Origin of the sequence: Rhodobacter capsulatus, assembly GCF_052363185.1 — a bacterium.
In the GTDB taxonomy this organism is placed as follows: domain Bacteria; phylum Pseudomonadota; class Alphaproteobacteria; order Rhodobacterales; family Rhodobacteraceae; genus Rhodobacter; species Rhodobacter capsulatus_E.
Map to the genome: position 1 here is coordinate 2,207,060 of NZ_CP198955.1, position 12,289 is coordinate 2,219,348.

The 12,289-nt window shown below is 67.1% G+C and carries 10 protein-coding genes; 3 read left to right on the plus strand and 7 right to left on the minus strand.

Features of this window, described 5'->3' with window-relative positions:
- Position 1: 1 nt before the first annotated feature.
- Complete coding sequence (locus tag ACTTAG_RS10840; protein WP_444462340.1) at positions 2-430, plus strand: iron-sulfur cluster assembly scaffold protein; 429 nt, start codon at positions 2-4, stop codon at positions 428-430.
- A 66-nt stretch (positions 431-496) separates the two neighbouring features.
- Positions 497-1,906: a methyl-accepting chemotaxis protein gene (locus ACTTAG_RS10845; protein ID WP_444462341.1), complete on the plus strand. Its 1,410-nt coding sequence runs from the start codon at positions 497-499 to the stop codon at positions 1,904-1,906.
- Between the two features lie 113 nt (positions 1,907-2,019).
- Here the strand turns inward: ACTTAG_RS10845 and ACTTAG_RS10850 are convergent, their stop codons facing one another.
- The 5 genes from ACTTAG_RS10850 to sciP all read right to left on the minus strand — a co-directional run bounded on the left by ACTTAG_RS10850 (position 2,020) and on the right by sciP (position 7,576).
- On the minus strand, positions 2,020-2,142 hold the full coding sequence (locus ACTTAG_RS10850; protein WP_444462342.1) for a hypothetical protein: 123 nt from the start codon (positions 2,140-2,142) through the stop codon (positions 2,020-2,022).
- 71 nt (positions 2,143-2,213) lie between these two features.
- Positions 2,214-4,307: an ATP-dependent DNA helicase RecG gene (gene recG / locus ACTTAG_RS10855; RefSeq protein WP_444462343.1), complete on the minus strand. Its 2,094-nt coding sequence runs from the start codon at positions 4,305-4,307 to the stop codon at positions 2,214-2,216.
- On the minus strand, positions 4,304-6,424 hold the full coding sequence (gene ligA, locus ACTTAG_RS10860; RefSeq protein WP_444462344.1) for an NAD-dependent DNA ligase LigA: 2,121 nt from the start codon (positions 6,422-6,424) through the stop codon (positions 4,304-4,306). The genes recG and ligA overlap by 4 nt, the downstream gene beginning before the upstream one ends.
- A gap of 64 nt (positions 6,425-6,488) precedes the next feature.
- Complete coding sequence (gene ctrA / locus ACTTAG_RS10865) at positions 6,489-7,202, minus strand: response regulator transcription factor CtrA (protein WP_013067387.1); 714 nt, start codon at positions 7,200-7,202, stop codon at positions 6,489-6,491.
- Between the two features lie 95 nt (positions 7,203-7,297).
- Positions 7,298-7,576 carry a CtrA inhibitor SciP gene (gene sciP, locus ACTTAG_RS10870; protein WP_444462345.1) on the minus strand — a complete coding sequence of 93 codons (279 nt, stop codon included), beginning with the start codon at positions 7,574-7,576 and terminating at the stop codon, positions 7,298-7,300.
- A gap of 125 nt (positions 7,577-7,701) precedes the next feature.
- Here sciP and mnmA point away from each other — a divergent pair, with 125 nt between their 5' ends.
- Entirely contained in the window at positions 7,702-8,841 is a 1,140-nt protein-coding gene (gene mnmA / locus ACTTAG_RS10875) for a tRNA 2-thiouridine(34) synthase MnmA (RefSeq protein ID WP_444462346.1), read from the plus strand.
- On the opposite strand, the gene ACTTAG_RS10880 is transcribed toward mnmA, so the two are convergent.
- Together ACTTAG_RS10880 and ACTTAG_RS10885 are read right to left on the minus strand one after the other, a co-directional pair.
- Entirely contained in the window at positions 8,831-11,080 is a 2,250-nt protein-coding gene (locus tag ACTTAG_RS10880; protein ID WP_444462347.1) for a PAS-domain containing protein, read from the minus strand. The two genes, mnmA and ACTTAG_RS10880, sit on opposite strands and share 11 nt — an antisense overlap.
- A complete protein-coding gene (locus ACTTAG_RS10885; protein ID WP_444462348.1) occupies positions 11,080-12,246 on the minus strand; it encodes an FIST N-terminal domain-containing protein in 1,167 nt (388 codons plus the stop codon). The genes ACTTAG_RS10880 and ACTTAG_RS10885 overlap by 1 nt, the downstream gene beginning before the upstream one ends.
- Positions 12,247-12,289 lie beyond the last annotated feature (43 nt).

A 12,289-nucleotide genomic window follows, 5' to 3' on the forward strand; every position in this document is an offset into this window, starting at 1 on the left:
CATGAGCGACGCCGATCTTTTCAAACTCTATGCCGATCGCGTGCTGGCGCTGGCGGCCGCGATCCCGCACACCGACCCCCTGCCCGATCCCGCACAGCGGGCCACGAAACGCGCGCCGCTCTGCGGCTCGACCGTCACCGTCGCCCTGCGGCTCGAGGGGGGGCGCATCGCCGCCTTTTCGCAGACCGTCCATGCCTGTGCGCTGGGGCAGGCCTCGGCCGCGATTTTCGGCGCAGCCGTGATCGGGCGCACGCAGGAAGAGGTGGCCGCGCTGTGCGAGGCGCTGGTGGCGATGCTGAAAGGCGGGCCGGTGCCCGCCGCGCCCTTTGGCGATTATGCGGTCTTGACGGCGGCGCGCGACTACCCCAACCGCCATGCCTCGATCCTGCTCGCCCCCGAGGCAACATTGGCCGCTTTGACGGCAGTTTGACCGGCGCAGTTAACGCTTGTGCAAGGCCGAGATGCGACGATGTGCCGTCGCTGAACCGGACCTTTCATGAATCACCTTGCCGCCTCTCCTGCCCTGCCGCCCTCCTCGGAAGGCCGCATCACCCGCATCGCCACCGATGCGATCGACCTTGGCCGCGATGTGGCCGAGGTTGCGGGCGCGCTGGAAGCGCTCGAAAAGCTCGCCGATTCGCAACTGTCGCTGCTGCGCACCGCGCAGACGGCGGCCGAAACGGTGCAGGACGCCAATGCCCGCGTGCTGGACGGTGCGCAGCGCGTGGGCGCCAGCGCCGATGCCACGCTTGGCATGGTCGAGGAGACGGCGGCGCAGCTGCGCGAAACCTCGGCCCATGCGCAGACGATCGCCAGCTGGGTGCGCTCGGCCATCGCGCGGATGGAGGAGCTGAACGAGACCCTGACCCGGGTGCAGGCGGAAAACGCCGGCATCAAATCCGTGGCGATGCAGGTCAACATATTGGCGATCAACGCAAAAATTGAAGCCGCGCGGGCGGGGGATGCCGGGCGCGGCTTTGCCGTCGTGGCCGAGGCGATCAACGAACTGTCGCGCAAGACCGCCGCCGCCTCCGAGGGGATCGGGGGCGCGGTGGGCGGGCTGACCACCTCGCTGCGGGCGCTGCATGACGAAGCCGGGGCGATTTCGACCGATGCCGATGCGGTGCTGACCGGCGCTTCGGGCACCGATGCGGCGCTTGGCCGGATGCTCGGCGGGCTGACCCAGACCCGGGCCGCCGTCACCGAAATCGCCACCCGCGCAGCCGAGGTGAACAGCGCCAATGCCTCCTTCGGGCCCGCGTTCCGGCGCATGGCCACGGGGATGCAGGACACCTCGACCGAGGTGCACGCGGCAACGCAAAAGACCCGCACGCTGATCGTGGCGGGCGAAACCATCGTGCAGGAAGCGGTGGAACTGGGCGGGGAACTCTCCGACAACCGGTTCATCGAGGCGGTGAAAGCCGCCGCCGAAGAGGTGGGGCAGCTCTTCGAAGCGGGGATTGCCGCGGGCCGCACCAGCGTGGCGACGCTGTTTGATCAGCGCTACACGCCGATCGCGGGCACCGATCCGCAGCAGATGATGGCGCCCTTCACCGGCTTCACCGATGCCGTCCTGCCCGAGGTGCAGGAACGCGTGCTGGGCCTCTCGCCGGAGATCGTGTTTTGCGCCGCGGTCGATCGCAACGGCTATCTGCCGACGCACAATCGCAAATTCTCGCAGCCGCAAGGCGCGGACCCGGTCTGGAACGCCGCCAACTGCCGCAACCGGCGTATCTTCAACGACCGCGTCGGGCTGCGCGCCGGGCAATCGACCGCGCCTTTCCTGCTGCAGATCTACCGCCGCGACATGGGCGGCGGCAATATCGTGCTGATGAAGGATCTTTCGGCGCCGATCTTCGTTTCGGGACGGCATTGGGGCGGGCTGCGGCTGGCCTATCGGATGTGAAAAAACGCCGCCATCCGGGGATGGCGGCGCAGGAAGCGCTTTCCGGGCAAAGCCCTTGGGGACAGGCGGCCTTGACGTGACGTCAGGGGCGCGAAAGCGCGAGGCAGTGACGGTCAAAAAAGGCCGGGCAGGTACAGCACGGCCAGGAAAGTGACGCAAAGCGACAGCGCCCCGATCATGTCTTGCGCCATCTCGGCGGTTTCACGGGCAACGAACGGGGTCGGACGGTTCTGCATCTCAGGTCTCCTTCCTGTTGCTCTTTTGTTCTCATGTTCTGCGACTTGCGTCAAGAACATTTTAAGAACTCTTAACCGACGTCGATCAACCGGATCGCCCGATCCTGTTCGGTGAGCCACATCAGCACCCGGGCCGCCTGCCCGCGCGGGCTTTCCAGCCCCGGGTCCATCGCCAGCAGCACCCGCGCATCGCTTTGCGCCAGCGCCATCAGCCCGGCCTGCCGTTCCAGATCGGCGATGCGAAAGCGCGGCAGGCCCGATTGCGCCGTGCCGATCACATCGCCCGCGCCGCGCATCGCAAGGTCTTCTTCCGCAATGCGAAATCCGTCCTCGCTGTCGCGCAGGATCGACAGCCGCCGCTCGCCGCTTTCGCTCAGCGGCGCCTGATAAAGCATCAGACAGGTCGATTTCGCCGCGCCCCGCCCGACCCGGCCCCGCAGCTGGTGCAGCTGCGCCAGACCAAAGGTCTCGGCCCGCTCGATCACCATGATCGAGGCATCGGGCACGTTCACCCCCACCTCGATCACCGTCGTCGCCACCAGAACCCGGGTCTTTCCCGCCACGAAATCCGCCATCGCGGCGTCCTTTTCGGCGGGCGGCAGCTGCCCATGCACCAGCCCGACGGTGCCCTCGCCCAGCACCATGCGCAGATGCGCGAAGCGCTCCTCGGCCGAGGCCAGATCGACGCGTTCGCTTTCCTCGACCAGCGGACAGACCCAATAGGCCTGCCGCCCCTCGGCCACGGCGCGGGCCAGATGCGCCACCACCTCGCCGATCCGCGCGGTCGAGATCAGCGCCGTCGTCACCGGCAACCGCCCCGGCGGTTTTTCGTCGAGCAGGCTCACGTCCATGTCGCCATATTGCGCCAGCGCCAGCGAGCGCGGGATCGGCGTCGCCGTCATCACCAGCACATCCGCCATCTCGCCCTTGGCGCCCAGCTCCATCCGTTGTGCCACGCCAAAACGGTGCTGCTCGTCGATGATGACCAGCCGAAGATCCTGAAAAACCACGTCTTTCTGAAAGACCGCATGGGTGCCCAGCAAGATCTGGATCCGCCCCTCGACCAGATCCGTCAGCTTGCGCGCCCGTTCCGCCCCCTTGTCGCGGCCGGTCAGAACCGCCATCCGGACGCCTGCCGCCGTGGCGAGCGTGCCCAGCCCCTCGAAATGCTGCCGCGCCAGAATTTCCGTCGGCGCCATCAAGACGCCCTGCCCGCCCGCCTCGACCGCGGTCAAAAGCGCCAGAAAGGCCACCAGCGTCTTGCCCGCGCCGACATCGCCTTGCAAAAGCCGGTTCATCCGGCTGGGCGTCGCCATGTCGGCCGCAATCTCGCGACTGGCGCGCAGCTGCGCGCCAGTGGGCTGAAACGGAAGTGATTTCAGCACCTTGCCGGTCAATTCCCCGGTGCCTTCGGTGATCCGCCCCTTGGGGTGGCGGGCCTGACGACGGGCGAGCGCCAAGGTCATCTGATGCGCGAAAAGCTCGTCATAGGCCAGGCGTTGCCGCGCCGGCGCGGTGGCCGCGGTGTCGGACTGCGCCTGCGGCGCATGGGCCGCGCGCAGCGCCGCAGCCCAGTCGGGCCAGCTTTCGCGGGCCTTCAGCGCCGCGTCGATCCATTCGGGCAGATCGGGCAACCGCGCCAGCGCCCCCTCGGCCGCCTTCGCCATGACCCGCTGCGTCACCCCGGCGGTCAGCGGATAGACCGGCTCGAATCGCGGCAGGCTCGCCGCCTCGTCGGGCGCCAGAACATGATCCGGGTGGACCATCTGCGCCGTGCCGTCAAAGAGTTCCAGCCGCCCCGAGACCAGCCGCCGCGCCCCCTTGGGCAGGATCTTGTCCAGATAATCGCCGCGCGCGTGAAAGAAGACGAGCGCGAATTCCACCCCCGCGCCGTCGCGCACCAGCACCCGCGACGGGCCCGCGCGGTTGCGCGCCGCCAGATGGGTCAGCACCTCGACCTCGACCGTCAGCGTCAGCGGCGGCGTGACATCACGGATCGTCTGCACCGGACGGCGGTCGACCACAGCCGAGGGCAGCGTGAAAAGCACATCGCGCGGGCGGGTAATTCCCAGGTTTTCCAAAGCCTTCGCCGTCTTCGCCCCGACGCCGGGCAAAGTCTCGGCCGAGGCGAAAAGCGGAAACAGAACGGCAGGCCGCCCCGTCATGCCGCCCCGATGAGGCGCAGCCAGGCCTCTTCGTCGATGACCCGGACCCCAAGCGCGGCCGCCTTCGTCGCTTTCGACCCCGCCCCCGGACCGGCCACCAGAATGTCGGTCTTGGCCGAGACCGAGCCCGCGACCTTGGCGCCAAGCGCCTCGGCCCGGGCTTTCGCCTCGGCCCGGGTCATGCGCTCCAGCGTGCCGGTGAAGACGACGGTCAGACCGGCCACCGGGCTGTCGGTTGCGCGCGGCGTGGCGGGCTCGACGGTCAGATGGGCGGCAAGCCGGTCGATCGCGGCGCGTTCGGGGCCAGGATGAAAGGCCGCGGTCACCGAGGCGGCCAAAGTCTCGCCAACGCCGTCGATGCTGAGCAGCTCCTGCCAGTCGGGCGACCCGGGAACGGCGGCCTGCATCGCCGCCGCGAACCGCTCCCAGCTCAGGTAATGCGTCGCCAGAAGCGCGGCCGAGCTTTCCCCGACATGGCGGATGCCAAGCGCGAAGATCAGCCGGGCGAGTGGGATTTTTCGTTTTTCCTCAATGGCCTGAAACAGGTTTTGCGCGGATTTCTCGCCCCAGCCCTCGCGGTTCTTCAGCTGTTGCAGACCCGCACCGAAGCGCGCCTGCAGGGTGAAGATCTCGGCCGGTTCGCGGATCCAGCCATCCTTGTAAAAGGCCTCGATCTGCTTGGCGCCCAGCCCCTCGATGTCGAAGGCGGCGCGCGAGACGAAATGTTTCAGCTTCTCCACCGCCTGCGCCGGGCAGATCAGACCGCCGGAGCAGCGGCGCACGGCATCGCCCTCCTCGCGCAGGGCCTCGGCGCCGCATTCGGGGCAAAGATGCGGGAAAACAAAAGGTTGCGCCGCAGGATCGCGGCGCGACAGATCGACATCGGCGACCTTGGGGATCACGTCCCCGGCGCGATAGACCTGCACCCAGTCGCCCTCGCGGATGTCCTTGCCGTCGCGGAGCACCTCGCCTTTCGAGGAGCGCCCGGCGATGTAATCTTCATTGTGCAGCGTCGCATTCGAGACGACGACGCCGCCCACGGTGACCGGCGCGAGCCGCGCGACGGGCGACAGCGCCCCGGTGCGGCCGACTTGAATCTCGATCTTTTCCAGCCGGGTCCAGGCCAGTTCGGCGGGAAATTTATGCGCGATCGCCCAACGCGGCGTGGTCGAGCGAAAGCCGAGCCGCGCCTGCAACGCCAGATCGTTCACCTTGTAAACCACCCCGTCGATGTCATAGCCGAGCACCGCCCGCTGCGCCTCGATCGCGCGATACTGGGCCAGCATTTCGGCCGTATCGGCGCAAAGGCGGGTCAGCGGATTGGTCTTGAAGCAGAGATCCTTGAGCCGTTCGATCGCGCCAAATTGCGTGTCGGCCAGCGGTTCGGACAGAGCCCCCCAGGAATAGGCAAAGAACTTCAACGGCCTGGAGGCGGTGATCCGGGCATCGAGCTGGCGCAGCGAGCCCGCGGCGGCATTGCGCGGATTGGCAAAGGTCTTGTCGCCCCGCTCCGCCTGCCGCGCATTCAGCGCCGCGAAATCGGCATGGCTCATGTAAACCTCGCCGCGGACTTCCAGCACGGCGGGCGCGCCGGTCAGGCGCTGCGGAATGTCGGCAATGGTGCGGGCGTTTTCGGTGACATTCTCGCCCGTCTCGCCATCGCCCCGGGTCGCGGCCTGCACCAGCAGCCCGTCTTCGTAGCGCAGCGAGAGCGAGAGCCCGTCGATCTTCGGTTCCGCGGTGCAGGGCAAGGACACCTCGGGGCCAAGGCCCAGATAGCTGCGCATCCGTCCGTCGAAATCCGCCACATCCGCGTCCAGAAAGGCGTTTTCCAGACTGAGCATGCGAATCTCATGCGCGACCTTGCCGAAGCCCTCGGCCAGGGCGGCCCCGACTTTCACCGTCGGGCTGTCGGGGCGGGCAAGATCGGGAAAGCGCGTCTCGATCGCCGTCAGACGCCGCTTCAGCGCGTCATACTCGGCATCGGAGATCTCGGGGGCGTCATGGGTGTGATAGGCGGCATTGGCCGCCTCGATCCGGGCGGCAAGCGCAGGAAGTTCCGCCTCTGCTTCGGCGCGGGTCAGGCTGTCCAGATCAGCAAAAGGCTCTGCACTCATCTTCGTCTCCCTCCGGCTGCCCCAGATTTAGGGGCAGCCGCCGGGAGCGTCCAGCGAGAAGAGGTCAGGCGCCAACGACCATGCGGCGGTCGAGATCGCCCTGATCCGGGTCGCGCAGCACATAGCCCCGGCCCCAGACGGTTTCGATGTAGTTTTCGCCGCCGGTGACTTCGGCCAGCTTCTTGCGCAGCTTGCAGATGAAGACGTCGATGATCTTCAGTTCCGGCTCGTCCATGCCGCCATAAAGGTGGTTCAGGAACATCTCCTTGGTCAGCGTCGTGCCCTTGCGCAGGCTCAGAAGCTCCAGCATCTGATATTCCTTGCCGGTCAGATGCACGGGCTTGCCGCCCACTTCCACCGTCTTGGCGTCAAGGTTGACCGAGATCTTGCCGGTGCGGATGATCGACTGCGAATGCCCCTTGGAGCGGCGGATGATCGCATGGATCCGGGCCACCAGCTCTTCGCGATGGAAGGGCTTCGTCATGTAATCGTCGGCGCCAAAGCCGAAGCCCTTGATCTTGTTCTCGGTGTCATCGGCACCGGTGAGAATCAGGATCGGCGTGTCGACCCGCGCCAGACGCAGCTGTCGCAGCACCTCGAGCCCGTTCATGTCGGGAAGGTTGAGATCGAGCAGGATCAGATCGTAATCGTAAAGCTTCGCAAGGTCGATGCCTTCTTCACCGAGATCGGTGCAGTAGACATTGAGGTTGGCATGGGTCAGCATCAGCTCGATGCTGCGAGAGGTCGTCGGGTCGTCCTCCACCAACAAAATCCGCATCCTGGGTTCTCCGCATTAATCCCTCGATCACCTTCGAACTTGGCACCAAATGGTTAACACGTAGTTACTGTCGCAGGATTCTGTTCATTTGCAACTTAAAGTTGTCTATACTTCTGGATAGCCGTCACTTTCAGCCCGGCAATGCCGTGTTTGCGGACCGCTTCGGCCCAGATATCGAATTCTTCCTCCGATAAGCCGTAACGTTCAAGTACTTCCGAACGGCCAATGAGGCCATGCGTCACCGCATGCACGATGATTGCCTTGCGCGACGCCACCCAACGACGCGTTTCTTTCGGCGGCAGATCGGCACGGGTCAGAATCGTGCCATCGGGCAGGGTCACTGCGCGCGGTCCGTCGACTTTTTTCAGATACATGGGCTCACCCCCTCGTCTTCATGGGGGCAGAATGCGCGGCGGGCCTTAACGCTGGGTTTAGCCAAGGGTTGAGAGTAGATCGCATTTTCCTATATTCCTGCGGGTCTGGTTAAAGGACTGTTGCGATGCCGAAAGATCTTCCCCTGAATTCGCTGGGCCTGCCGAAAGCGCCCGCCGACACCCGCGTGGTCGTCGCCATGTCGGGCGGCGTCGACAGTTCGGTCGTCGCCGCGATGCTGAAGGAGGAAGGCTACGATGTCATCGGCGTGACCTTGCAGCTTTACGATCACGGCGCGGCGCTTGCGAAAAAGGGCGCCTGCTGCGCGGGGCAGGACATTCACGACGCCCGCCGCGTCGCGGAGGCGATGAACTTTCCCCACTATGTCCTTGATTACGAAAACACTTTTCGCGAGGCCGTGATCGAGGAATTCGCCGATGCCTATCTGGCCGGGGCGACGCCCGTGCCCTGCATCCGCTGCAACGAGCGGGTGAAGTTCAAGGATCTGCTGGAAACCGCCCGCGATCTCGATGCCGATTGCATGGCGACGGGCCATTACATCCAGCGCAAGATCGGCGCGCAGGGGCCGGAGCTGCACAGCGCCGCCGATCCGATGCGCGATCAAAGTTACTTCCTGTTCTCGACCACGCCCGAGCAACTGGCGTTCCTGCGATTCCCGCTGGGCCATCTGCCCTCGAAAGCCGAAACGCGTAAACTTGCGGCCAGATTCGGTCTCGTTGTCGCCGACAAGCCCGACAGCCAGGACATCTGCTTCGTGCCGAACGGCAATTATGCGAGCGTGATCGAGAAGTTGCGCCCCGGGGCCGCCGATCCGGGCGAGATCGTCGATCTGTCGGGGAAGGTGCTTGGACATCACAAAGGCGTGATCCACTACACGATCGGGCAGCGCCGCGGTCTGGGAATCGGGGGGCTGGGCGATCATCCGCTTTATGTGGTGAAGCTTGACCCCGACACGCGCCGGGTCATCGTCGGCCCCAAGGAGGCGCTGGCGACGCGGCTTCTGCGGGTGGCCGAGATCAACTGGCTGGGCGATGCGCCTTTTGACAGCCGCCCGGAATGGGAGGTCTCGGTGCGCATCCGCTCGACCCGGGCGCCGCGTCCGGCGCTGGTGCGCCCGCTCTCGGCCACCACGGCCGAGGTCGAACTGATCGAGCCCGAGGAAGGCGTCAGCCCCGGACAGGCCTGCGTCTTTTACGAAACCGCGGGCAGCCGGATCTTCGGCGGCGGCTGGATCGTCAAGGCCTAGGGGGCGCGAGGGTCGATCCCGCGCCGAACAGGAACTCCGCCAAGGCCTCGGTCGGGGTCGGTTTTTGCAGCACCGAAACGCCCAGCGCCCGGGCCTCGGCGCCCAGCGCCTCGCTGCGGTCGGCGGTGACGATCAGCGCAGGCACCGGGCCCAGCCGCCCCCGCAAGGCCGCCAGACAGTCCAGCCCGCTCATCCCCGCGCCCAGTTGATAGTCGATCAGACAGCGGTCGGGCACCAGCCCCGTGGCCGCGATCAGCTCCAGCGCCTCTTCGCCCGAGGGGACATCCAGCACGCTGACCCCCCATTTCTCCAGCAGCTGCACCATCGCGCGGGACAGATCGGGGTCGTTCTCGACCAGCAGCACCACCAGATCCCGCGCCTCGGCATCGCGGCTCAGCGGTCCGACATGGCCCGGTTCGGGCAGCGCCAGCGGCCGCGCCGCCTGCCCCAGATCCAGCGAAAAGGTCGCGCCGCAGCCGGGCGCCGAGCGCAGCGCCAGCGGATGGCCCAGAAGCGCCGCCGCCCGTTCGACGATGGCAAGACCAAGCCCCATCCCCTCCGAGGCTGAAGCATGGGCGTCGATGCGCTGGAATTCGCGAAAGATCAGTTCCTGATGTTCCTCGGCGATGCCCTGACCCGAATCGCGCACCTCGACCCGCCAAAGCCCGCCGCGGCGGCGCGCCGCCACCAGAACCGAACCCCGGGCGGTGTAGCGGATCGCATTCGAGATCAGGTTTTGCAGAATGCGGCGCAGATAGGCGCGGTCGGTGAAGACCACCGCCTCGGTCGGGCGCACCCGCAGCCGCAGCCCCTTCAGCGCCGCCGCCGGGGCAAATTCATCGGCCAGCTGCCGGAACACCGGCCCCAGCGGCACCGCCGAAGGGTCGATCGCCGCCCGCCCCGATTCGAGCCGCGAGATATCCAAGAGCGCGCCCAAAATCCCCTCGACCGACATCAGCGCGTTTTGCGCCTTGTCGAGCGTCCGCCGCGCGGGCGCGGTCAGCGCGTCATCGCCCAGCGACGCCAGATAAAGCTTGGCCGCCGACAGCGGCTGCAGCAGGTCATGGCTGGCCGCCGCCACGAAGCGCGCGCGCGAGGCATTCGCCCGTTCGGCACTTGCCAAAGCGTCTTCGAGTTCGCAGGTGCGCTCGGTCACCCGGGCTTCCAGCGTCTCGTTCGCCCGGCTGAGTTCCGCCAAGGTCGAGCGGACCTCGGTGATATCCTCCAGCGACACCACAAAGCCGCCATCGGGCAATTCCTGCGCGAAGATCTCGTAGACCTGCCCGCCGTCGCGGGTGACCTCGATCTGAAAGGTCTCGAGCCTGCGGGCGCGTCGCACCCAATCCGACAGGTGCCGCGCCGAATGGCCGCCCGGAAAGATGAACTGGCCGCGCACCTGTTCCAAAAGCGCGTCGAAATGCATCCCCCGCCACAGCCGGTTGCGCGGCAGGGTCAGGAATTCCGCCAGCCGCTCGTTCCAGACCAGCAGATGCAGCCGCACATCGAACAAACAGACACCGATCTTCAGATGTTCCAGCGTCGGCCGCAGCACCGCCGCCTGATCGTCCAGCCGTCGCCCCCGCGCCTCGCGTTCGCGGCGGATGAAATCGGTGACCTCGGTCTGCAAGATCACCGTCCCCCCCTCGCGGGTGCGATGTTCGGACACCTGCACCCAGCGATCCTCGCCCATCTGCTGCGTCAGGATGAAATGGTGCTGCTGATGGCGCATCAGCCGCATCCGCACCCAGTCGTTGCGCGTCATCCCGTCGGGCATGCCCAGATGGCGGGAACTGGCGGCGATCTCGACATAGCGGGTGAAGCTCAGCCCCGGCTGCATCTGCGCGCGGATGTCGGGCAAGAGCGCGTTGAAGCGGGAATTGCACATCACCAGCACATCGCTGGCGTCAAACAGCGCGAAGCCCTCCTGCACCGTCTCGATCGCCGAGGCCAGGTTCGAGCGCGCGGTTTCGGTTTCGCGATGCGCCTCGGCCAGACGCGCATTCGAGGCATTGAGCAGATCCAGCGCCCGTTCCAGATCGCGGGTGCGGTCGCGGACCTGTTCTTCCAGCATCGCGGCGCGTTCGAATTGCGCCCAGGCGGCGCCGCGATCCTCGGGGGTTTCCTCGGCATGGCGGATCAGCGCGCCGACGATGGTCAGAAGCTTTTCGGTCTGCCGCGCCGGGCTGTCGGCCGGATCGACCAGCGCGCGGGCGGCGGCCAGATTGTCGACGGGGGCCATCAGCGCGCCTCCGGCGGATAAAAGGCAAGGCCGGTGATCGTCTGGTTCACATGCATCGCCCCCACCTGCTCGCCATAGGTCGACAGACCGCACACCCGATGCGCGACCAGAAGTTCGGAGATCTGCCGCCCAAGCTGCCGCCCCTCGGCCTCCAGCCGCCGAAAGAAACAGTCAAAGGCCAGGATCGTCGCCGGGGCCCCCGTCTCGGAGAGGCCCGCCAGCTCTTCGCGCAGATGCGCCACCATGTCGACCGGCTCGGCCAGGGTCAGCACCAGCCCCTCGTCGATGGCGGCAAAGAAGGTCAGCCCGCCATCGGGCTCGACCTGCTGGATCGAGCGCACATGATGGCGCCCGCCCGCGCGCACCAGCACCGGATGGGCGGCAAACAGGAACGGCGTCAACCGGTCGGGGGCCAGGCCCAGATGGCGGGCATATTCCTGCGCCGCCGGTTCGTCATTGATCCGCGCCACCAGCCGGCGCGAGGGATCGGCCCGCGTCACCACCATGCGCCGCGCGGTCGGGCGCTGATGGGCAAAACAGAAGGGCCGCATGTCCCAGGCCGAGCGGATCAGCGTCAGCACGGCGGCATTCTCGCGCAGCGCGCCGCGGGCAAAGACCGGGGCGCGTTCGAACCGCGCCGCATCCCCCGCCGAACCGCCCACCACAGGCACCGTGCCAAGCCCGCCCGAGAGCGCCGCGACCAGCGCATCTTCCTGCCCGGAAAGCCCGTCGACCAGCAGCACCGCGCATTCTTGCGGCCAGTCGGGCGCGCGCCGCCCCAGCGCCTGCCGCGCCCGCAACAGATCGGCAATCAGCGCCCGCGGGTCCAGCCCGTCGAGCCGCTCGATCAGCATCTGTTCGACCGCGAACCCCCCGGACGGCAGGGCAAAGGCGACGATCTGGCCGCTGTCATAGCCGCGCCCGGTGATCTCGCCCGAGGTGGAACAGCCGCAGACCCGTGCCGGGGCAAAGACCGCAGGCGCCCGGGCCGCCAGCGCCGCCAGATCGGCCTCGGGGCTGGCAAACAGGAACACCTGCGCGAAGGGCCCGGGGCCCAGCGCACGCGCGAGCGCCGCCAGCGCACCGGGCGTCGATGCCGCCACCGCGGCACGCACCGGCACCGCCGCCCCCGGCCCCCGCCAGGGGGCGCTGTCGGGATGATCCATCGCAGCCTCCTCCCTCTGCCGCTGTGGCGTCCCACCTTCTGCG